The sequence below is a fragment of the Paenibacillus forsythiae T98 genome (genome assembly GCF_000520735.1).
Taxonomy (GTDB): domain Bacteria; phylum Bacillota; class Bacilli; order Paenibacillales; family Paenibacillaceae; genus Paenibacillus_AQ; species Paenibacillus_AQ forsythiae.
Window position 1 is genome coordinate 21,234 of sequence record NZ_ASSC01000021.1, and the last position, 21,084, is coordinate 42,317.

The 21,084-nt window shown below is 51.8% G+C and carries 23 protein-coding genes and 1 riboswitch; of the genes, 18 read left to right on the forward strand and 5 right to left on the reverse strand.

The annotated features are described in order from the left end of the window. Positions 1-5 precede the first annotated feature (5 nt). The 5 genes from L692_RS0100700 to L692_RS0100720 all read left to right on the forward strand — a co-directional run bounded on the left by L692_RS0100700 (position 6) and on the right by L692_RS0100720 (position 4,830). Entirely contained in the window at positions 6-797 is a 792-nt protein-coding gene (locus L692_RS0100700) for an efflux RND transporter periplasmic adaptor subunit (RefSeq protein WP_025696277.1), read from the forward strand. Between the two features lie 9 nt (positions 798-806). Further along, on the forward strand, positions 807-1,586 hold the full coding sequence (locus L692_RS0100705) for an ABC transporter ATP-binding protein (protein ID WP_025696279.1): 780 nt from the start codon (positions 807-809) through the stop codon (positions 1,584-1,586). After that, a complete protein-coding gene (locus L692_RS0100710; RefSeq protein WP_025696281.1) occupies positions 1,570-2,712 on the forward strand; it encodes an ABC transporter permease in 1,143 nt (380 codons plus the stop codon). The genes L692_RS0100705 and L692_RS0100710 overlap by 17 nt, the downstream gene beginning before the upstream one ends. A 66-nt stretch (positions 2,713-2,778) precedes the next feature. Next, the gene (locus L692_RS27450) at positions 2,779-3,687 is read left to right on the forward strand and encodes a tyrosine-type recombinase/integrase (protein ID WP_084463026.1); all 909 of its coding nucleotides are present in this window, start codon (positions 2,779-2,781) and stop codon (positions 3,685-3,687) included. A 45-nt stretch (positions 3,688-3,732) separates the two neighbouring features. Next, the gene (locus L692_RS0100720; RefSeq protein WP_025696283.1) at positions 3,733-4,830 is read left to right on the forward strand and encodes a DUF3900 domain-containing protein; all 1,098 of its coding nucleotides are present in this window, start codon (positions 3,733-3,735) and stop codon (positions 4,828-4,830) included. A 105-nt stretch (positions 4,831-4,935) separates the two neighbouring features. On the opposite strand, the gene L692_RS0100725 is transcribed toward L692_RS0100720, so the two are convergent. After that, complete coding sequence (locus L692_RS0100725; protein ID WP_025696285.1) at positions 4,936-5,862, reverse strand: L-lactate dehydrogenase; 927 nt, start codon at positions 5,860-5,862, stop codon at positions 4,936-4,938. A gap of 153 nt (positions 5,863-6,015) precedes the next feature. Here L692_RS0100725 and L692_RS0100730 point away from each other — a divergent pair, with 153 nt between their 5' ends. From L692_RS0100730 to murB, 12 genes are all read left to right on the forward strand, one after another. Beyond that, positions 6,016-6,642 (forward strand): LysE family translocator, encoded by a 627-nt coding sequence (locus L692_RS0100730; protein WP_025696288.1) that lies wholly within the window; start codon positions 6,016-6,018, stop codon positions 6,640-6,642. 104 nt (positions 6,643-6,746) lie between these two features. Continuing rightward, positions 6,747-8,030, forward strand: coding sequence for a WD40/YVTN/BNR-like repeat-containing protein (locus tag L692_RS0100735; protein WP_025696290.1), 1,284 nt, complete (start codon positions 6,747-6,749; stop codon positions 8,028-8,030). Between the two features lie 203 nt (positions 8,031-8,233). Beyond that, a complete protein-coding gene (locus tag L692_RS32270; protein ID WP_198027683.1) occupies positions 8,234-8,410 on the forward strand; it encodes a hypothetical protein in 177 nt (58 codons plus the stop codon). Between the two features lie 208 nt (positions 8,411-8,618). After that, positions 8,619-9,020, forward strand: a complete 402-nt coding sequence (locus L692_RS0100745; protein WP_376717930.1) for a DUF2500 domain-containing protein — start codon at positions 8,619-8,621, stop codon at positions 9,018-9,020. A gap of 207 nt (positions 9,021-9,227) precedes the next feature. Further along, positions 9,228-9,650 carry a cell wall hydrolase gene (locus L692_RS0100750; RefSeq protein ID WP_025696294.1) on the forward strand — a complete coding sequence of 141 codons (423 nt, stop codon included), beginning with the start codon at positions 9,228-9,230 and terminating at the stop codon, positions 9,648-9,650. 31 nt (positions 9,651-9,681) lie between these two features. Then, positions 9,682-10,107 carry a spore coat protein GerQ gene (gene gerQ, locus L692_RS0100755; protein ID WP_025696296.1) on the forward strand — a complete coding sequence of 142 codons (426 nt, stop codon included), beginning with the start codon at positions 9,682-9,684 and terminating at the stop codon, positions 10,105-10,107. Positions 10,108-10,401: 294 nt separating this feature from the next. Beyond that, positions 10,402-11,718, forward strand: a complete 1,317-nt coding sequence (locus L692_RS0100760; protein WP_025696298.1) for a hemolysin family protein — start codon at positions 10,402-10,404, stop codon at positions 11,716-11,718. A 130-nt stretch (positions 11,719-11,848) separates the two neighbouring features. Then, a complete protein-coding gene (locus L692_RS0100765) occupies positions 11,849-12,604 on the forward strand; it encodes a DsbA family protein (RefSeq protein WP_025696300.1) in 756 nt (251 codons plus the stop codon). Then, positions 12,601-13,065, forward strand: a complete 465-nt coding sequence (locus L692_RS0100770) for a disulfide oxidoreductase (protein WP_025696302.1) — start codon at positions 12,601-12,603, stop codon at positions 13,063-13,065. Before L692_RS0100765 ends, L692_RS0100770 begins: the two co-directional genes overlap by 4 nt. 181 nt (positions 13,066-13,246) lie before the next feature. Then, positions 13,247-13,408: riboswitch (cyclic di-AMP (ydaO/yuaA leader) on the forward strand. A gap of 125 nt (positions 13,409-13,533) precedes the next feature. Next, positions 13,534-15,351 carry an APC family permease gene (locus L692_RS0100775; protein ID WP_025696305.1) on the forward strand — a complete coding sequence of 606 codons (1,818 nt, stop codon included), beginning with the start codon at positions 13,534-13,536 and terminating at the stop codon, positions 15,349-15,351. A 210-nt stretch (positions 15,352-15,561) separates the two neighbouring features. Further along, a complete protein-coding gene (locus L692_RS0100780; RefSeq protein ID WP_036721195.1) occupies positions 15,562-16,362 on the forward strand; it encodes an ABC transporter ATP-binding protein in 801 nt (266 codons plus the stop codon). A 163-nt stretch (positions 16,363-16,525) separates the two neighbouring features. Beyond that, a complete protein-coding gene (murB, locus tag L692_RS0100785; protein WP_025696308.1) occupies positions 16,526-17,458 on the forward strand; it encodes a UDP-N-acetylmuramate dehydrogenase in 933 nt (310 codons plus the stop codon). A 56-nt stretch (positions 17,459-17,514) separates the two neighbouring features. On the opposite strand, the gene L692_RS0100790 is transcribed toward murB, so the two are convergent. From L692_RS0100790 to L692_RS0100805, 4 genes are all read right to left on the reverse strand, one after another. Further along, positions 17,515-18,693, reverse strand: coding sequence for an MFS transporter (locus tag L692_RS0100790; protein WP_025696311.1), 1,179 nt, complete (start codon positions 18,691-18,693; stop codon positions 17,515-17,517). 61 nt (positions 18,694-18,754) lie between these two features. After that, positions 18,755-19,048, reverse strand: a complete 294-nt coding sequence (locus L692_RS0100795) for an ArsR/SmtB family transcription factor (protein ID WP_025696313.1) — start codon at positions 19,046-19,048, stop codon at positions 18,755-18,757. Positions 19,049-19,109: 61 nt separating this feature from the next. Further along, entirely contained in the window at positions 19,110-19,763 is a 654-nt protein-coding gene (locus L692_RS0100800; protein WP_025696314.1) for a response regulator, read from the reverse strand. After that, complete coding sequence (locus L692_RS0100805) at positions 19,760-20,584, reverse strand: sensor histidine kinase (RefSeq protein WP_025696316.1); 825 nt, start codon at positions 20,582-20,584, stop codon at positions 19,760-19,762. Before L692_RS0100805 ends, L692_RS0100800 begins: the two co-directional genes overlap by 4 nt. Positions 20,585-20,759: 175 nt before the next feature. Between L692_RS0100805 and L692_RS0100810 the strand changes: the two genes are divergently transcribed. Continuing rightward, positions 20,760-21,084: S-layer homology domain-containing protein (locus tag L692_RS0100810; RefSeq protein WP_025696319.1), on the forward strand; the 325-nt coding region annotated here is incomplete at its 3' end.

Sequence of the window (21,084 nt, forward strand, 5' to 3'; positions counted from 1 at the left end):
ACGGAATGAAAGATGCAGTTATCTTGAACATGAAAAAAAGAAATAATTGGGTACTGACTGTTGTGCTTGTCTTCTGCTCATTACTTGAAGCAAGCTGTTCATCTTCACCTGATAGGGTTACGTTAAGCGGCATAGTAGAGGGCGAAGATTATACGGTCAGGAGCGAAGTTGCGGGTAGAGTTACCGAACAGCTAAAAAATGAAGGCGATTATGTAAAAAAGGGCGATATTCTATTTGTCACTGATTCAGCTCTGCAGCAACTGGTGGTTAAGGAACAGGAAGCGGTCGTTCGTGGAACAGTTGCGAAATTGAATGAGGCTAAGGATAACGAAAATACTTCCGATAGTGTTATCACTCAATTGACAGCGGAAGCAGATGCGGCTAAAGCCCAGTTGGAACAAGCTAAGCTTGTCCTTAATAAACATAAAATCACTTCGCCGGTTAACGGGATTTACACCAATCGGCTGGTACAGGTTGGAGACTTAATTAACAGTGGAACAGCTGTTGCCGCAGTGACTGATCCGGAAAACATGAATGTAACCTTTTATATTCCGCAAAAATATGTAAACCGCATCCAATTAAATCAAAAGTTGAGCCTCAATCCCAAAGTCATATCCGCCAAGGAGCTGTCCGGAACCATTACTTTTATTGCCGGGAAAGCCGATTTTTCATCCGAATTTATTCAAGCCTCGGACGAGGATGACAACTCGGCCTTTAAGTTCGAGGTGCAGGTTGATGGGAAACAGAAGGACTTAAAATCCGGAATGACTGTGGACACAGTCATTGAATTGAAGTAGGAGGCAGCTATGGAATATGCGATCCAGGTAGAAGGATTGAGTAAGCATTTTGATAACTATATCGCGGTCGATAATATCAGCTTCAGTGTTCCCAGAAATCAGATTTTTGGTTTCCTGGGCCCGAACGGGTCCGGTAAATCAACGACGATCCGTATGCTGTGCGGGGTACTGGCTCCGACGAAAGGAAGTGTGCGGGTGCTGGATAAAGAAGTGCATACCAATATGGATTATATCCGTCAAAATATTGGCTACATGTCGCAAAAATTCAGTCTGTACGAGGATTTGAGCGTGGAGAAAAATTTAGACTTTTATGCCGGTATTTATGGCTTGAACAAGTCAGCCCGTGACGCAAGAAAGCAGGAGCTATTGCAGATGGCCAAACTTGAGGGTAAGGAGAAAAGGCTGGCGGGGCAATTATCGGGTGGATGGAAGCAGCGGCTGGCGCTTGGATGCGCGATGATTCATCGGCCGCAGCTCATGATACTGGACGAACCGACAGCCGGTGTGGACCCTTTATCACGCAGAGAGTTTTGGGCAATCATCCGGGAGCTTGCAGGTCAGGGAACCTCGTTTCTGATTACGACACATTACATGGATGAAGCGGAAAGCTGTGACTTGGTAGGGTTTATCTATAATGGGAGAATGATTGGTGAAGTGGTATCGCCGCAGCAGCTTTTAGTGCAGGAACAGGTCAAGGGAATTGAAGATGTCTTCGTTCGTTATGTCAACCGCATGAATGGGGACGGTGAGGGCACGGGAGAGGAGGAGAATAATGAACAATCGCTTTAGCTTTCAAAGGTTCTGGTCTATAGTAAAAAAAGAATTCTTTCAGATTATTAGAGATCCCGTGAGCATAAAGGTTCCTATTGTCATTCCGATTGTTTGGATTGTGCTGTTCGGATATTCCGTGCAAAGTAATGTGGATCATATCAAGATGGCTGTTTTTGATCAGAGCAAGTCTCATGAAAGCAGGGAATTGGTAAGCAGGTTTGCGAATTCCGGCTTCTTTGTGAATGCTTATGGGGTTTCCGGGCTGCCGGATATGTCTCATTTATTTGACTCGAACAAGATACGCGCAGGGATTATTATTCCTCCCGACTATGTACAGGCCATTCAATCAGGAGATGCATCAAGCGTAAAATTTCTGGTTGACGGCACCGATCCGACAGTAGCGAATGCTGCATTAAACAGCGCCGCGCAAATCTGGAAGGATTATATCAGCGTTCAGGCGCAGGAACATGCTAATGGGAATGGACAAATTGCAGACCGCAGCGAGCCGTCTATGACAACATCCATCAGGTACAATCCGGGAATGGAGAGCTCGGTATTCAGCATTCCGGGACTGATCGCCTTAATTGTACAGAATATTACGATTATGCTGTCGGCATTCACACTGGTCCGGGAACGTGAAAAGGGAACAATCGAGCAATTGATGGTTACGCCAATTAAAGCGCCAGAGCTGATTTTTGGCAAATTGATTCCTTATATTATCATCGGTTATATTGGATTTTTGTTTTCGTTGACAATATGTATCCTGCTGTTCGGAGTCCATATTGCCGGCAGTTTGCCGCTGCTGCTGCTGCTCGGTCTTCTTTTTGTGCTATGTACGCTGTCCATAGGTATCCTTATTTCAACAATCGCTAAAACCCAGGTCCAGGCAATGAACTATACCTCGCTAATTTTGCTTCCGAGCGTTCTATTGTCCGGATTCATATTTCCAAGGGAAGCGATGCCTTTCGGGATAGAGATCGTAAGCTATGTAATTCCCTTGACCTATTTTATAGAAATAACCCGCGGTGTGATGGTGAAAGGGGTGGGACTTGATTTTTTGTCAACGCAAGTCGCTATACTGTGCGCATTTACCCTGGCCATGCTCCTGATTGCCTCAATGAGATTTAAGAAAACTCTGGATTAACTTTCGATCCCGGTTTCTATTTTATGCTATAATGAAGGACCGATACTTGGGGAAGGAGCCATGGTTATGAACGAAATGCTGCCGGACTATGAAGAAGAACTCGAAGCTTTTACCGTCTGGATGAAGGATGCGGGCTACACGCCCTATACCCGGAAATCGTATCTGTCCGATGTTCGGCAGTTCTTAAGCAGTCTGAACGGCAAAGAGCTGCATACGGTCAAAAAACTGCATGTGATCTCCTTCCTCACCTCCATGCGCGAACGCGGAGTCAGCGACACGACAAGGAACCGCAAGCATGCGTCCGTCAACTGCTTCTTCAAATCGCTGATCGAGCTTGAGTTCTTAAGCGGCAATCCCGCTGCGGGGATCAAAAAGTCCAGGACCGAGAAGAACCGGGAGCCGGTCTATTTGGACGAGGACGACATTCGGCTCTTTCTGGCCCAGGTGGACGGGAAATACAAGCAGCGCAATCTGGCGGTCTTCCTGCTGATGGCCTATATGGGCCTGCGCGTCGGAGAAGTACATACACTGAATTTGGGAGATTATCATCCGGAGCGGCGCACGCTTCGGGTCTTCGGCAAAGGCCGGAAATGGCGGAATGTTCCCGTACCCGGGGATGTCGCCCCCTACCTGGACCATGCGCTGGAGGAGAGGCTGACGCCTTGGCGCGGAAGCAGGGAAGAGGCGATGTTCATCTCGCAAAAGGGCCGCAGGCTCTCGATCCGCGCTATTCAGGGCATTGCGTCCGAGACCTTTCAGCGCTTTCAGAGCGGGATTCTGGCTGCTCGCCGGGGTTCCTTGTCGAGCCACAAGCTGCGGCATTCCTTTGCCACGATGCTGCTGAGGAAGGGCGCCGATTTGCGGACGGTGCAGGAGCTGCTCGGACATTCCTCCATCCAGACGACCACGGTATACACCCATATTACGGACAGGGAAAAAGAAGAAGCCATGTCGCGCCTTCAGCTCCAGCTCTAACCTTATAACATGAATAACCGGTCAACAGGAAATGAGGTTGCATAGATGAAATTCAATGTCCAGTTTCTGTCCTTTTATGTGATTCAGGTCGAAGGCAATGAAGGGCAGGGGGCGAAATCGTACAAGCATTACCAGACCCTGGATGAAGAAGAGTATGAGCACAGCGACATCAAGAAGTTTCTGGACGGCGAGTTCACACGGATAGCGAAACGCAGGGTGGAGAAGAATCCGAACTCCGAGCAGGCGCCGACCAAGATCGGGCGTTTTCTTGTGGAGCCGGGATATGACCTGGACAGCAACCCTAACTTCAATAGCCTTACGCGGCTGCGCGCGGCGGATGACGCGGAATCCTTCCACAACTTCGGGGACGATCTGGTGCGAAGCTATCTGGATACGAGCGCCGTTCGCGGAGGAGCGCTTATTCTGTCCCAGGCTGTGCTGCGCACCCATGGCGATGATCCGTTCGTGTTCATCATGAAATGCGATTTCGAGTCGAAGATCGCCCGTGTTTCCGATGAGCGCAGCCTGATCAGCGAGGTGGAGATGGCGATCAGCGCCCGGAACATGAAGTCGATCCAGTATCCTTATATGCCGGAGGAAGGCATGCTAGAGGAATGGGAGCTAAAGATCCATCAGTCCTCGCATGCCCGCTATTTCGAGGATTTTCTGAAGTTCGTGACCTATGAGCAGTCCATCCCCGAAATCGTGAACGATCAGGTGATGGAGTATGTGCAGAGCTACGTGGAGACCAAATGGCCGGACGAGACCCATGAGGAGCGCCAGCAGACCGAGCGTGACCTGGAGCTGTGGGCGGCCAGCGAGAAGCGCGACATTCAGCACAAGTGGGAGCCTGGGGAAGTGATTGAGGCGGCGTCGCGGATCATCGACATCAAGCCGGAAATCGAATTGAAGTTCAAGATCGGCGATACCTATGTCAAAGGGTTTCTGGCGGATTACGGAGACAAAATTCATATCGCAACGTTCGGCGACCGCTACGCGCTTGTCATCGAGGGGTCTTCTTTTACCTTTGACAAGGGCTTCTCGCCTGTGGAGCTGCTTCAGCCGGAGCCGTTCGGCCAGTTGGCGGACCGCCTGCTGGAGAAGAAATGGACGGCGGATGAGGAAGGACCCGGCGAAGACTGAGGGGATTCCTGGCCTTTAGCCGAACGTAAAAAAAGAAGCCCCTGGCCATCAGCGCTTGGCGGCTTCTTCCCTTTTTCACAGGTCTTGCTTTCACTTTAGGCAGGCTTAAAACTCTAGCTTCTCGATTTCGGCCTTGAGCTTCTCCGCGGACTGCTGGAACAATGTCCGTTCTTCGTCGCTCAGCGGCATCTTCAGCACCTCGCGGACACCGGAACGGTCTACAACGCATGGAGCGCCAAGGAACACATCCGATACGCCGTTATAGTTGTTAAGCAGCGTAGACACGTTCAGCACGGCGCCTTCATTGCTGAGGATGGCTTCCACGATCCGGTCGAGCGCGAGCGCGATGGCGTAGGAGGTCGCTCCTTTGGCGTTGATGATTTCATAGGCGGCGTTCTTCGTATTTTGGTAAATCTCTTCGCGGGTCTCATCGTCAAAGCCAAGCTCGATGCCGCCGCTGACGTTAGCCAGGCTCCATACGGGAACCTCGGAGTCTCCGTGCTCGCCGATGATGGAGCCGTGGATGCTGCGCGGGTCGATCTCTTTATGCTTCCCGATCAGGTAACGGAAACGGGCGCTGTCCAGCACCGTGCCGGAACCGATAACGCGCCTGCGGTCAAAGCCGCTGATTTCGAGGGTAGCGTAGGAAAGAATATCGACCGGATTGGTGGCGATCAGCAAAATGGCGTGCGAATTATGCTTCGTAATTTTTTGAATAATGTCCCGGAAGATTGAAATGTTCTTGCGCAGCAGATCGATCCGTGTCTCGCCCGGCTTCTGTGAAGCGCCTGCGGTCACGATGATTATATCGGCATCCCGGCAGTCTTCGTAGGTTCCGGCCCATAATTTTACGCCGCCCGCAAAAGGCATGCCGTGGTTCATATCGAGCGCTTCTCCAAGCGCCTTTTGATGATTAACGTCAATAAGTACAAGTTCAGGCATGCGGCGGCGCAGCAGCAGGGTATAAGCAGTCGTTGTACCTACGGCTCCAGTACCGATAACAACGACTCGATTAGGCTTGAAAGGGGGCATAGTTCCATCTCCTTCGTGTAGTGTGAATTTTTTGTGTCCAATCTTATCCATCATAGCTTCATTCGTTAGTCTTTTCAAGAACCTTCTTTTTAATCCATTACCCAATAATAACCGACAGCAACAACGGAAATTCGGGAAGGAGTGTCATATTTTTTGTTTACAATCTCTATGCTTGCCATGTATATAGGGGCAGCGGTATTACTTATTCTCATTCCCGGCCCCGATCTCATCTTTGCCGTAACCCAGGGCGTCACGAACGGCAGAAAAGCGGGCGTTTACACAGCCGCAGGACTGGCTATGGGCAACATCATCCATACTTTAGCGGCGGCGCTCGGATTGTCGATTATCATCAAGACGTCGCCGCTTCTGTTCATCCTGTTTAAAGTCATCGGCGCTATCTACCTGTTCAACCTGGCCCGTAAATCGCTGAAATTCCGCAAGGCCGCGATCTTGCTTGAGTCCGGGGAGAAAAAGAATGAGCGCGCCCTGCTTGTCCGCGGGCTGGCCATGAACGTGCTCAATCCCAAAGTCGCCATTTTCTTCCTGACGTTCCTGCCCCAGTTCGTAAATTATGATTATGGCTATGCATCCTTGCAGATGATTATCCTGGGGCTTATTTTTATCGTGCTGACCGCTGTCATTTTTGGACTTCTGGCCTATTTCGCGGGCGTATTCAGCAGACGGCTGCTGGAGAAGCCGAAGGTGCAGGAATATGCAAATATAGCAGCAGGCGGCATTTTTGCCCTGCTTGGCATCAAGCTGCTGACCACCTCTCCTTAGTGCTTTAGGTCGACTAACGAGAGCCGCGCCCGCTGGGGCACATTTGCCGTTCGTGTTGCCTGCGGCGTATAATCAGGGCAAGAACACCGAAAGGAGAGAGAGCATTGCCTTTTCCGGTTGTACGCCCGAAGCATAATAAAAAGCTTCTCATCACGCTGCTGGCTGCGCTGGCTGTGGCATCCTGTTCGCCTCCCCCGCCGGAAACGACGCCGCAGCCGCAGCCAACGGAGACGCCTGAAGAGGGGCAGACGATTACCCTGATTACGCCGGATGCGGGCAACATCAGCTCTGCGCAAAAGTCGAAATACCAGATCCAGACCCGTCTGACCGATTTTCAACTGCTCAGCGACACGGAAGGATTGGCCTGGGGCGTTACCAAAAATGCGCTGCGGCTGTACTTGACCCGGGATAGCGGAAAGACATGGACCAATATTTCTCCCGCCTCCACTGTCCAGTTCACATCCAATCCTGTCTATGGGCAGGATATCTTTTTTACGGACTCCGGCAACGGCTGGATTATACGGCAGGCCTTCGGCATGATGGAGACCATTGTGCTGCGGACCAGGGACGGGGGGAAGAGCTGGAAGATTTCTCCTCTCAGTCAAGGCGGCAGTATTTCATCCATCTATTTTTCTTCTCCGCTGCGGGGCTGGCTGATGGCTGCCTGGGACTCCAAGGAAAGCCGGGAGAGCAAGGCGCTGTACCTGACGGAAGACGGAGGGGCAACCTTCAAGACCGTAATGCAAAATGACCAGTATTCTCCAAAATCCCTCCATCCGGCGATCCCTGTGGTTGGCGTTACCGGAGGTATGGTGTTCCGGGACGGCGAGCATGGTCTGGTTACACTGAATACCTCCAAAACCCCCGAGCTGTATCATTCCCACGACGGCGGAGCCAGCTGGTATGAGGACGACGCCTTGGCCTCAGCCGCTGTATTTGACCAATACGATTCCGTCAAGCTGGGAAAGCCCGAGTTTTTCAGCAGCGATAGCGGCTGGATACCGGCAGCCGGCAAGAAGAAGGACGTCGAAGGGACGTTCTACGACGGCTTGTTCACGACGGATGGAGGGAAGACGTGGGTCTATCATCCGCTTCATCTTGGCGTCCGAACCGGAACGAATGAGGATGTGCCTCCGACCTTTCTGGATGCGGACCATGGCTGGATGCTGAACGGAAATCTCCTGTACCGCACGTCCAATCAGGGAAAGACCTGGGAGGAGCTTCCGCTGAGCGAGGTGCTTGGGTCGAAGCTTGCCGAGTATCCGGAGATCGTCAAGCTCCAGTTCATATCCAAAGAAGTCGGGTGGCTCTTGATTGAAAAAAGCGAAGACAGGCGGTCGATACTGCTGCAAACGACGAATGGCGGCGTCAATTGGCGCGTCAAATAAGGCAAGCGCGCGTTCCTGATCTGCAAAGCGATGGAGCCGGCGCGCTTTTTCTGAACATAAATATTGAACAATGAAAAAATTATTTAAAATTTTCTATTGAATGTGAAAAAAATCACATTATCATGAAATCCTCTGTGATATATTTAACACATGGAAAGCAAGTTCATTTTTTCACAAACTAATCATCGACAGGAGAGATTATAATGAAAACATTTGAAACGGATTTTGTAACCCGAAACCTTCTGCAATTGTGCTATACCTGCGAAGATGCTCACCAATGCCAAACCGAAGAACAATGCAGAGCCTGCTGGGCAGAGAGCGGCATGATTCCGGAGCAAGAAGATGAAACGCAGCGCTTCTTGAATCTGGTACATGCATAGAATCATCATAGGTTCCAAGGTTTAAGACCGCAAGTTTACCGGGCATTCCGGAGAACCTGCGGTCTTTTTGGCTTGTATTGGCGTCATGGCTGCATATGCATATGCCCCAGGCAGTAAGTATGCCGCCAAAGGATGGGCATATACTGTAGGGTAGCCCGGGTTACCGGTTGTCTTGCGGGCGGAATACGGGAGGCGAGGGGGAATCGCTATGAATTTGGGGCCGGACCCATCATGGATGTTTGATTTTGCCGGAACGGTATTGCCGATCTTTGTTGCCGTGATGGCAGGCATAATCGCCCTGTCAGCCGGGAGAGGACTGCTTGGATGGTTCAGGAACAACCGGCTGCCCGTCCTTACCGTCCCTGCCCGCATTGTCGCGAGGCGCAGCGAGATCAGGCAGAAGCCTCCGGATGAGGGAAGCGTCGCCCGAACGACGATGATCTACTACCTGACCTTTGAACTTGAAGATGGGGAACGGGTGGAGTTCAAAGTGAACGGGAGCGAATACGGCGTCAGCGTGGAACGGGACCGGGGACGTCTAACCTTTCAAGGCACCCGGTATCATGGCTTCAAGCGGGAACCGCATTATTCTTTTATGGAAGACCGCTAGATCAAACGGTTTTACAAAAGAAGCGCGGCTGTTATCCATATCCTCTGTTTCCGCTATGCGGACTCAGGGGATATATTACATTTGAAGGCTGCCCGCAGCTCTCCAAAAAAATGGCCGCTACAAGTCACCACTTGGGCGTTCGCACATACAATACATCGTGCAATAAAGAACGACTGCCTCTTATCGGCGATTGAAGGAGGAAAGCGTGTGGCCGTCATTAAGACGAATTCGGAAGGCGAGAAGGTTTTGGCCCGGCTGATGCGGGCGGAAGCGGAGGAGGACGGGGATCTCGGCATGCTCATGGTGGGCAATGTCGGAGTCAACCGGATACTGGGCAATTGTCTGGACTTTAGAAATATCCGTTCTGTCAACGACATGGTATTTCAGAGTCCGGGCGGATTTGAAGCAACGACCAAAGGCTATTTCTATCAGCGCGCAAGGGAAAGGGACATCCGCCTGGCCAGACGCGTCATCGGCGGCGAGAGAACTCACCCCGCTTCGAACGCCCTCTGGTTCTTCCGTCCCGCCGGCAATTGTCCGGCTAACTGGTATAACCAGCAGAATACCGGACGCTTCAAGGCGCATTGCTTCTTTAGGCCCACCCAAGGGGACTGTCCAGCCGTTTACTGAAGAATCAAATTTGATTAGGAGGTTTTGATCCATGATTATGCAGCCTTACCGTCCCGTTACGTATTCGTACGGAAGTATTTCTTCGGGAACGCCGATGGCCGGAAGCACTCCCCCCCAGGTAACGAGCGGAAGCCCAATGACGCCGACAGGCGCTGTGGTCTCGACTGCGCAGCCCGCATACGAGCAATCTTATATCGAGAATATTCTGCGGCTTAACCTGGGCAAGATCGGCACATTTTATATGACCTACGAGAATAACAGCGAATGGAACGCCAAAGTCTTCAAAGGCGTGCTGGAGGCCGCAGGACGCGATCATATCATCATCAGCGATCCTTCGACCGGCCAGCGTATTGTCCTTCTGATGGTCAATCTGGATTATGCAACCTTTGACCAGCCGCTTGTTTACCAGTACCCGGGCGTCATCGGCGCTCCTCCGGTTACCCGGAATCAACGCTAAATCGAAAAATCGGTCCCGGCCAGGCGGCGCGGGGCCTTTTTAATGCCTTGCGACCGGTTCTGACACGCATCTTCAAAGACGCCTATTTTTGTAACGAACAGGCATGCTTGCGGGAATGGCGGATATATTTATATAATAATGAATATCTTTATACCCGGAATAAGTTAAGGAGCTGAGTCTATTGGGAAATATGTAGCGAAAGGAACGGTTGCCATGCTGGACGTCAATATTTGCATAAAACGAAGGAGGTGGGCCTACCCGCCGGCCTGATGCAACGACGGGTAGGAGTAAAATTTGAGCGACCCTTTACCCGGTTTATTGAGAGTTGGTCTGATTATTCTTTTGGTGCTGTTAAACGGGTTTTTCGTCTCTGTGGAGTATGCGATGGTCAAGGCGCGCGGAGGCCGGGTCGATGCCCTGGCTGAAGAAGGCAGCCGAAGAGCGCTGTCGGCTCAGGGCGTCATCCGCAACATGGACGCTTATCTCTCGGCCTGCCAGCTCGGCGTCACGCTCGCTTCGCTGGCTCTGGGCTGGCTGGGAGAGCCTGTCATCGCGGCGCTGCTGTCGCCGCTTCTGTCCGGAATTGGACTGGGCGGTGCGGCGGTGCATGTATGTTCGGTTATCCTTGCCTTTTGCTTCATAACCGTTCTTCATATCGTGCTTGGCGAAATGGCTCCCAAGACCATCGCGGTGAACAAGGCCGAAACGGTGCTGCTGATGACAGCGCGCATGATCGGCGTCTTTTACAAGGCCATGTATCCCTTTATTTGGGTGGTGAACGGACTTGCGCAGGGAATGCTGCGAATGTTCAAGCTGGCGCCCGTTTCCGAGATGGGGACCGCGCATACAGAAGAAGAAATCCGGATTATTATGCAGGAGAGCAACAAGAGCGGACTGATCGATAATACCGAAATGACCCTGGTGGACAATATTTTCGGCTTTGCGGACACCACGGCCAGGGAAATCATGATTCCAAGGACGGAAATGATTTGTCTTAACCTTCATTCCTCCGTCCACGAGAATTTACAAATCGCTGTTGAAGGCATGCGGACGCGTTATCCGGTATGCGAGAGCGATAAGGACCATATCATCGGATTTATTCATATGAAGGACCTGATCAGGGAAAATGCGCTTAACCTGAGCGAGTTGATTCGGCCGGTTCTGACAGTGCCCGAGTCAATTCAGATCAGCGCCCTGCTGAAAACGATGCAAAAGGCAAAGACGCAAATCGCGATTCTGATCGATGAGTACGGAGGAACCTCGGGACTGGTCACCCTTGAGGATATTATGGAAGAAATTGTAGGAGAAATCCAGGATGAATTCGATCAGGAACGTCCGGAAGTCGAGAAGCTTGGCGAGGAGGAGTATTCCCTCGACGGCTTGCTGCTTATTGAAGAGGTGAACAGCCGATTCGATATGCATCTGGAAACGGAGGATTATGACACGATTGGCGGCTGGCTGTATTCCAGACTGGAAGCGAATCCCCCGCACAAAGGGCAATTTGTCGAGTACGGCAGTCATTTGTTCATCGTCGAGGAGACCGATAACAAGCGCATCTCCCGAATCAAGCTTCTGAAAATGGAGCCGCTCGCTGAAGAAGCGGGAGCCTGAGAGCAGGAATAATCGTTACTGGCATAACATGAAGGGTACCTCTGGCGTCAGCTGTAGGGGTACCCTCTTTTAAGCTTTTTTGGTTCTTACACTATTTTCGGTCCACCCGCGACAGAAAGGAAATCACACCTTGAACAAACCGAAGAAAAACCGGACAACTTCCCCATCCAGAATCAAGCAAGAACAGCGGCGGGCCGAGCTGGCGCTGCAGAAGAAGAGGACACGCCTGCTGTTAATCGGAAGTACGCTGCTCGTAGTCGTTATTTTTGCCGCGTTGTTTGTATTGGCTACCAAGAATACGGACAACCCGGGAGGCGCCGCCAATCCGGTATCCTTTAATTACGATGAGCTTCCCAGACTTGGGAAGGCGGACGCTCCGGTCAAGCTGGTCGAGTTCGGCGATTATAAATGTCCGGCTTGCGCCCGGTTCTCCATCGTTATGAAGCCGCTGCTTGTGCAAGAGTATATCGAGACCGGCAAGGCGGCGCTTTATTTTGTCAATATGTCCTTTCTCGGACCCGACTCGAAGACGGCTTCCCTGGCGGCGCTGTCCGTCTATCATCAGAATAACGAGGCGTTCTGGACCTATTACGATGCTCTTTACGCGAACCAGGGGAATGAGGATACCGTGTGGGCGACCGAGGATTTCCTGGTAGAGCTTGCCCAATCAGCCAATCTCCCCATCGATTACGATCTGCTGCGCAAGGATATTCAGAACCGCACCTACGCGGGCGAGCTGAACAGGGACAATGCGATTGCAAAAACGAATGATGTCAGAAGCACGCCAACGCTGTATATTAACGGGATCAAGGCCGATAATATTTTCAATCTTTCGGCAGTTTCCGCCCAAATCGAGTCCGCGGCGAAGGCGGCTGGAACCGAATGAGCGCGTTCTCCATTTTCTTAAGACGGCATTGTCTCTATCTGGCCTGGCTTGTGGCTCTGGTGGCCACGGCAGGCAGTCTGTATCTCAGCGAGGTATTAAAGTACGAGCCCTGCAAGCTGTGCTGGTTCCAGCGGATTTTTATGTACCCGCAGGTCTTTCTCCTGGGAATAGCAACCTATCGCGGCGACAGGCGGGTCATTCCGTATGTGCTGCCGCTGTGTGCAGCGGGTGGAAGCATATCGTTGTATCATTACGCGGAGCAGAAAATTCCGGCGCTCGGCAGTGTGATTCCCTGTACGGTTGGCGTCCCTTGCTCGAAGGATTATTTGAATTTTTTCGGCTTTATCACCATTCCGCTGCTGGCGCTTACGGCTTTTACGCTTATATTCCTGCTGCTATGGAACGGAAGAGGGAGCATGGGTGAGAAAACAGAAGAAATCGGGGACCGGACCGTTAAGTGAAGGAGCCGTTTGCTTCATAATTGACATAAAAACCCGCGCTGAAGGGATAATACAAGAGAATAAACGACATGAAGTTCTCATGATGGAAAATCGCGTGAATTAGTCGATTTTTCAATCCTTTTTCATTATTTTCACTGTTTACGGCTATGGCTTTATAGACTAATATTAGACCTTGTGAGAAGTTGAATATGCGCTGAATTTTCCAGTCTGGAAAAACGGGGGAACCAACCCGACCGCTTAAGGTCGACGGGGTGAATCGGTGCCGGTTCAAATGATCCGGTCCGTAGGGCTTCCACAGTCCGAATCCGCCAGCTAACCTCGTAAGCAAATAGTGGGATAATGATCATGTATAAGCATGCGGTCATTTCCGCATGCTTATTTTTGTGCCCTTATTTTTGAAAATCCACTACTGAAAGCGGCGCGCGGTACTACCGTTTCAACTCACCAAAGAGAGGAACTGTATCCAATATGGTAAGCAGAGTAAAACGACTATTGATCGGTCGTCCCAGAAAATCAACCGAGCTTGAGCAGGAAAAGCTGTCCAAGATGAAGGCCCTCGCCGTTCTTTCATCGGATGCCCTTTCATCCGTCGCTTACGGAACGGAGCAGATTTTGATCGTGCTGATAGCTGCCGGTTTCACAGCCATCTGGTACTCGCTGCCGATTGCGCTCGCGGTGCTGGGACTACTGGCGATTCTGATTTTATCTTACCGGCAGACGATTTTTTCTTATCCTCAAGGGGGAGGAGCCTATATTGTAGCCAAGGAAAATCTTGGTGTCTCCACCGGACTGCTGGCCGGAGGTTCCCTGCTTGTGGACTACATTCTGACGGTTGCCGTAAGCGCCTCGGCCGGAACGGATGCGATCACTTCGGCCTTTCCGAGCCTTCACGATCATGCGGTGGCCATAGCGGTCACAGTGATTATCATACTGACGATCATCAATCTAAGAGGTGTAACCGAGTCGGCGTCCTTCATTGCCATACCGGTATATCTGTTCGTCCTGTCCATCGTCGTGCTGATCATATCCGGTCTGGTGAAATACGCGGCAGGGGGCGGCCATGCCGCTGTTCCGGAAATCGGCTCGGCCGTATCCAGTGTCAGCCTGTTCCTGCTGCTTAAGGCATTCAGCTCCGGTTGCTCGGCCCTGACCGGCGTCGAGGCGGTATCCAATGCGATACCGAACTTCAAGGCTCCCGCAGAGAAGAATGCCGCCAAGACATTGATGATGATGGGGCTTATTCTGGGATTCATGTTCACCGGCATTACGCTGCTGGCTTACTGGTACGGCATTACCCCGAATGCCAAGGAGACCGTCGTTTCGCAAATTGCCGAATCGACCTTCGGGCGGGGGGTTATATATTATGGCATTCAGGCGATCACGGCGGTAATCCTGTTCCTGGCCGCCAACACGGCTTACTCGGCGTTTCCGCTACTGTCCTTTATGCTGGCGAAGGATAAGTACCTGCCGCATGCCTTTATGGTTCGCGGCGACCGTCTCGGCTTCTCCAACGGCATCATTTTTCTCGGAGTGGCTTCGTCGCTGCTCGTGGCGGCATTCCACGGTGAAACCGGAAATCTGATTCCGCTCTACGCGGTCGGCGTATTTATTCCTTTCACCTTATCCCAGCTGGGCATGATGATCCGCTGGTTCAAGCTGAAACCGGCAGGCTGGCAAACGAAATTTGCCGTAAATACCGTGGGCATGCTGACGACGCTAACGATTACGCTTATATTTATCATTACGAAGTTCTCGAACGTATGGGTAGCCTTCATCTTCCTTCCGATCGTCATGCTCATCTTCTTCCGCATTCATCGTCATTATCAGAACACGGCCGATCAGCTTCGGATTCAGCTCGATAAGGATAAGCCGGTGATCAAGGGAAGCACGATTGTCATTCCCGTATCTGCCGTAACCCGGGCGGTGCTGAATTCAATCAGCTATGCGAAGTCGCTGACGGATAATGTGGTTGCGGTATACATCGGCTTTGACGAGGAAGAGGTTCGCAAGATGGAACAGAAATGGGAGGAGTGGGACCCCGGGGTGCGCCTGATCGTGCTTCGTTCACGTTACCGCAGTGTCATCCGTCCTCTGGTCAAATTTATCGATACGGTAGAATGGAAGACGGCTGCGACGGACCATATTACCATTCTGATTCCGCAGTTTATTACCAAGCATTGGTGGCAGGCTGTCTTGCATAATCAGACGAGTGTCCTTATCCGGACCTACCTGATGAATACCAAGGATATCGTCGTTGCGACGGTGCCGTATCATTTAAACAAATAGCCTGGGCGCTTCAATACCCGAAAAGCTGCTGCTGGAGAATGACTCCGGTGGCGGCTTTTTCTTTGAAAAAGCGACAAAAATCGCAAATTTTGATATTCAAGTTGACAAGGATAATGATAATCAATATCATTTAATAAAACAAGATAACTGCCCGGTTCAATAATGAAAATAGCGGATTACGCGTAAAAAGAATGAAGGAGTGAAGCTTAGATGCTGGAGCGTTTGAATGCAGCACAATTAAGTATCGGTTATGCGGAGTCGATTATTGTCAAGGATCTCAATCTGTCCATTCCTACCGGAAAAATCACGGCTCTGGTCGGCGCCAACGGCTCGGGCAAATCCACGATCCTCAAAACGATGGCGAGGCTGATGAAGCCGGCCAGCGGCAACGTGCTTCTTGACGGCAAATCGATCCATACCCAGCCGACCAAGGATGTCGCCCGCCAGCTTGCCATCCTGCCCCAGAACCCGACCGCTCCGGACGGGCTGACCGTGTCCGAGCTGGTAGGCTACGGGCGCTACCCGCATCAGAAGGGCTTCGGCACGCTGACCCATGAGGACCGGAACATTATTTCCACGGCCATTGAAGTGACCGGGATGAAGGCTTTCAGCGACCGCCCGATCGAACGCTTGTCGGGAGGCCAGCGGCAGCGCGCATGGATTGCTATGGCGCTGGCCCAGCAGACGGATATCTTATTCCTGGATGAGCCGACGACGTATCTCGATATGGCGCATCAGCTTGAGGTGCTCCAGCTCTTGCAGGTGCTGAACGAACGGGAGGGCCGGACGATTATTATGGTTGTCCACGATTTAAATCACGCCTCACGCTATGCGCAGCATATGGTGGCGATCAAATCAGGGACTGTAATCAGCGAGGGCGCGCCGGTCGACGTCATGACGCCGGAGGTGCTTCGCGAGGTATTCGGCATCGAGGCGGATATTGTCGAAGATCCGCGGACGGGACTGCCGCTGTGTCTTCCTCACAGCCTGGCCGAGCGCAAGGCGGTCTGACCGGCAATTGACCCGGGAAGGCCGAGCCTGACTGAAGCCTTGTCCAACTTTCCCTCAAACTTTATCGTTGTTTAAAGGGCTCCCGTCATTGACAAGGGAGCCTGTTCGTTGTTAAAGTTGGGGATGCCTGACACATATGCAGAAGCAGATAAGGAGCAGACTCATGGATATCGCGAAAATTCAAGAGGAACTGGAGAGGCTTGTTCCGTCCGGGAAGGTTACGAGTCATGAATCGCTCAAACCGCATGTCTTCACTCAAATGGGCGGGAGAGCCGACATTCTGGCATCACCCTCGACTTACGAAGAAATTCAAGCGATCGTTACATACGCGGCCGAACACGGCATTGCGCTTACCATATTAGGAAATGGTTCAAACGTGATTATCAGGGACGGAGGCGTGCGCGGCATCGTTCTGCACACCTCGGGACTAAGCGGAATCCGTGCCGAGGGCCATGTCGTCATCGCCCAGTGCGGGGCACAGCTTATCGAGACCTCCCGCTTTGCCCTGGAGCACAGGCTGACCGGTCTGGAATTTGCCTGCGGCATTCCCGGAACGGTCGGTGGAGCGCTCTATATGAATGCCGGGGCATACGGCGGGGAAGTCGCGGATGTGCTGCAAAGCGCGCTTGTCGTCGACAAACGCGGGGCGGTGGCTGTACTCGAAGGCGATGAGCTGAAATGGGGCTACCGGAGCAGCGTGTTCTCAAGCGGGGATTATCTCATTTTGGAAGCGCGGTTTGCCTTGAATTCCGGAAACTACGATGAAATCAAAGCGTCCATGGATAAGCTGACCGAAATGCGGGAATCGAAGCAGCCCCTGGAATACCCCTCCTGCGGCAGTGTCTTCAAACGTCCTCCGGGCAGGTATGCGGGTCAACTGATTCAGGAAAGCGGACTTCAGGGAACAAGAATCGGCGGAGCCGAAGTATCGAAAAAGCATGCGGGATTCATCATCAATGCGGATAACGCGACGGCGAGCGACTATATCGGGCTAATTCAGCATGTAAGAGCGACCGTCAAGGATAAATTCGGCGTTGAGCTGGAAACGGAAGTCAAGATTATCGGGGAAGAGCCGCGAATCGGGGAACAACGGTGACCAATTGAACCGGCTATGCCAAAAGAGCTGCAGGGATTTGATCCCGGCAGCTTTTTTCATTTTGAAAAATGGAGTCCATCTGCCATGCCGGGGGCGTTGCTTCTGTGGAACAGGAAGATAGAGATGATAAAACAGAGTGATGTCAACAGGGTCACACTCACAAACATGCCGGAAGCCTGATACATCCCGCCGGCGGCAGCGGCGCCAATGGTCGTTCCCAGATACATCAGGGCATTTGTCAGAGCGGAGACCGTTCCGCGCGCAGTGTCGGATAACGTCTGCAGGATGCTTATCATAATCGGGAACAGAATACCGGCAATGCCAAAGATGACGAGCAGCTCCGCCTTGATGCCCGAAAGACTGCGGGTGAGCGAGAGTAGCGGGAACATGACACTGTTGACCGCCATGCCCAGGAGTAGCGTTGCAAAGCGGCCAAAGCGCATACTGAGACGGCTGCCGAAGAGGCTGCCGAGCATGTTGCCGATGCCAAGAAACAGCATGACCTGTCCGATTTGCGCTATATTCAGTCCAAATGCGCCGGAGAGCCAGGAGCCAAGGAAGGAGAAGGCGGCAAAATTCCCGATCTGAAAAATAAAATAAGCGGCAAAGGCCGTAACCGCAGTGCGGGATGAGAGCAGCCCGGCGTATGGCTTCAGGAGGGAAAGGCGGCCTGCCGATGGACTGCGGGACGGAATCGATGGCAGCAGCAACAGGAGCAGCAGGGTCAGCAGGAGAGAGAACAAGGCGATGACGATAAAAGGAAGCGACCATTCGCGGGCGGCGAAAAAGCTGCCAAGAGGCAGGCCCAGCATCTGGGCAATGGAGAGTCCGGCGGTGGCAATGCCCATTCCCTGAAGTATTCTTTCTGGTGGAAGCAGGATCGGAATGGACGCCCAGATTTGCGGAGAGATGACAGCCGCGCTGACACCGGCAAGAAAACGGAACAGAACCATGCTCCAGAAGCCGACGGCCGCGGCGCATAAGCCGGTGGAAATAGAGAATGCCGCCATTCCGCAGACCATAACATGCTTGCGGTTGAGCCGATCGGATATCGGGCCTGCTACGAGAGCGAACAGGGCATATCCCAAAGCATACGCGCTGACCATCCAGCCCGAGCTTGCCGTGGATACATGAAATTCATGCCGAAGTACAGGAAGAAGAGGACTGATCAGAAAGGTATCCGTGCCGATGGCGAACATGACGAGAAAGAAAAGCGTCAAACTTGATTTTTGCATACAAGCCTCCTATTTCGTTAGTTAAATAACTATTGAATAATATGCCGATAAAAAAGCCGGATCACAGAGTATCCAGAAATCCGGGCAAATAAGTGTCGAATGTCTTATGATGAAGCTGTATGTATTTGGTCTGAGCCTCCTTTCGGACAAGAATCAGCCCCGCCTCCCTCAGAGTGCGGAAGTGGTAAGAAGCGTTCGATTTGGAAGCTTCGCAGCGTTCTCCAATCTCCCCGCAGTTCAGCTCGGTTCGGCTGCCCATGAGGGTGCGAATGATTTGCAGACGGGTGGGATCGGCCAAAGCCTTGAAGATGCGCACACGGTATTCGTCGGATGAGATAAATTGTTCAATAGTCATAGAACTATTATATCTTCATGATGCGCTCTGTCAATACGGCATATCCATTCTCTTTCATGATTCACTTTTTGCTCCCCCAATTTTGCTCGTAGACGTATCTTGCAAGCTGCACCCGATTTTCCATATGAAGCTTCTGCATGATGTTTTTCAAATGATTTTTTACCGTATGCTCGGAAATAATCAGGCGCAGCGAAATGTCACGGTTGGACAATCCCTTGGCGACCAGAGCAAGTATCTCCCGCTCCCGGAAAGTCAACGGGTCTGTACTGGCTGCCGGTTGTTCGAACTGGGAAAATTCGTTAAGAATGAGAAAGGCCAGCTCCCGCGTCATAGGCGCCTCATCAACGGCAATCGCCCTTAAGTATTCGTGCCAGGACTCCGGCTTTAAATTCTTCAATAAATAGCCTTGCGCGCCTTTTTTCAGCGCTTCGAACAAATGGGTAATATCGTCGGAAACCGTCAGGATGACGATTTTGACATAGGGAAACTTTTCCTTGATTCGCTTAGTCGCTTCCAGACCATCCATCACAGGCATGCGGATATCCATCAGAATTAAGTCGGGCATCCACAGCTCTGTTAACGCGAGGGCTTCCATGCCGTCTTTTCCTTCCGCTACAAATTCAAACGCGGGATCGCCGCCGAGGATGGTGCGGATTCCCTCCCGGGCCTGATCGCTGTCATCGACAATAAGCACACGAACAGCAGGCGTGCTCATACTATGTCCTCCTTTCGAATGGCAACAATGGTTTCATTGCCGATCCTTTCCATCTTAAAAAGCCAGTTCATCATGCCTGCGCGATCCTCCATCATTTTGAGGCCATACCGATTGTCCCTGGCGGGCGCGCTGCCAAATCCCTTTCCGTCATCCGACACCAGGCACTCCCATCCATTTCTCGTAACCTGCGCTTCGATACGGACGTTGCGCGCTTCCGCATGTTTGCGGATATTGACCAGCGCTTCACGGATCGAGGCAAGCAGTTCGATTTTTTCTTTGGCAGAGAGCCGATTCTCCGGCAGGGTCCACTTGACCGAGAAGGACAGGTCGGTTTCTTTTTTTATAGTTTCGATCAGGTCTTGAATTGCCTGCGTCCAGGGGATAGCGACGGGATCGGCGGGATACCGCAAATTGGCGATGGCTTCTCTGACGTAAGTATTTGTGCGGTGGATGTTCTCCCTGAAGGCCTGAAGAGGAATGCCGTTCGCATTCTGTGTAGCTTCGATTTGGTGCACCTGCGCATTCAGCAAGAACAGGGATTGGGCGATACCGTCATGAAGCTCTCTGGATATCTTTTCACGCTCCTGAAGAGCGGCTTGCAGGCTCCTGGCCTCGTTCAGTTCCGCCTGATTTTTCTCCATTAACGAAAATAACGGGTGGAGGAACAGAATGGACGCTAAAAATACGACAGCAGGCGCCAGCCAATTGCCCAAATCCATCGAAATATAGGAAAGCAGAAATTTGTGTCTGGAATATTCCCATATTCCCATCGTAATGGTTGGTATAGTAAGAATCAACCATTTAATTTGCTTGTAAGTCATTTGCGGTCCCCTCTTTTTCTGATGGATGATCTAGCATGTCACAATCTGGCAACATAAATAGCTAGAAAAGGCTATAGTACCTCAAAAACAATCGATGTATAGTGAAACTAATCACATAATACCTATAAGATCAGTAGGAATAGGATTAAACACACTTTTGGGAGGAAGAAATCGGATGAACATGAACACGAAGAAAAGAAAACGGATTAGAAAAGCCCCACTGGCCGTATTGGCGGTTGCCGCAGCCCTGCAGGCGGGTGGAAGCCCCATTTATGCCCATGAAGGCCATGTGCATGGCAAGGATTACAGCGGCCACTGGTCGGAGCCGGTTGTTGCAAGCGCAATAGAACAGAAGCTCCTGAGCGGCTATCAGGACGGCAGCTTCCGTCCCGACTCCTCCATAACCCGGGCGGAGCTGGCGGCTCTGCTCACAAGAGCGTTCCCTGCGGCAGAGAACAAGCATACGGCGGCCTTCTCCGACGTGCGTTCCGGCGCGTGGT

Coding starts and splice junctions, on each gene's coding strand:
- L692_RS0100780 (WP_036721195.1), top strand. CDS start 15,562: ATGCTGGAGCGTTTGAATGCAGCACAATTAAGTATCGGTTATGCGGAG.
- L692_RS0100805 (WP_025696316.1), bottom strand. CDS start 20,584: ATGACTTACAAGCAAATTAAATGGTTGATTCTTACTATACCAACCATT.
- L692_RS0100710 (WP_025696281.1), top strand. CDS start 1,570: ATGAACAATCGCTTTAGCTTTCAAAGGTTCTGGTCTATAGTAAAAAAA.
- L692_RS0100725 (WP_025696285.1), bottom strand. CDS start 5,862: ATGCCCCCTTTCAAGCCTAATCGAGTCGTTGTTATCGGTACTGGAGCC.
- gerQ (WP_025696296.1), top strand. CDS start 9,682: ATGATTATGCAGCCTTACCGTCCCGTTACGTATTCGTACGGAAGTATT.
- L692_RS0100720 (WP_025696283.1), top strand. CDS start 3,733: ATGAAATTCAATGTCCAGTTTCTGTCCTTTTATGTGATTCAGGTCGAA.
- L692_RS0100705 (WP_025696279.1), top strand. CDS start 807: ATGGAATATGCGATCCAGGTAGAAGGATTGAGTAAGCATTTTGATAAC.
- L692_RS0100775 (WP_025696305.1), top strand. CDS start 13,534: ATGGTAAGCAGAGTAAAACGACTATTGATCGGTCGTCCCAGAAAATCA.
- L692_RS27450 (WP_084463026.1), top strand. CDS start 2,779: ATGAACGAAATGCTGCCGGACTATGAAGAAGAACTCGAAGCTTTTACC.
- L692_RS0100770 (WP_025696302.1), top strand. CDS start 12,601: ATGAGCGCGTTCTCCATTTTCTTAAGACGGCATTGTCTCTATCTGGCC.
- L692_RS0100790 (WP_025696311.1), bottom strand. CDS start 18,693: ATGCAAAAATCAAGTTTGACGCTTTTCTTTCTCGTCATGTTCGCCATC.
- L692_RS0100800 (WP_025696314.1), bottom strand. CDS start 19,763: ATGAGCACGCCTGCTGTTCGTGTGCTTATTGTCGATGACAGCGATCAG.
- L692_RS0100700 (WP_025696277.1), top strand. CDS start 6: ATGAAAGATGCAGTTATCTTGAACATGAAAAAAAGAAATAATTGGGTA.
- L692_RS0100745 (WP_376717930.1), top strand. CDS start 8,619: ATGAATTTGGGGCCGGACCCATCATGGATGTTTGATTTTGCCGGAACG.
- L692_RS32270 (WP_198027683.1), top strand. CDS start 8,234: ATGAAAACATTTGAAACGGATTTTGTAACCCGAAACCTTCTGCAATTG.
- murB (WP_025696308.1), top strand. CDS start 16,526: ATGGATATCGCGAAAATTCAAGAGGAACTGGAGAGGCTTGTTCCGTCC.
- L692_RS0100795 (WP_025696313.1), bottom strand. CDS start 19,048: ATGACTATTGAACAATTTATCTCATCCGACGAATACCGTGTGCGCATC.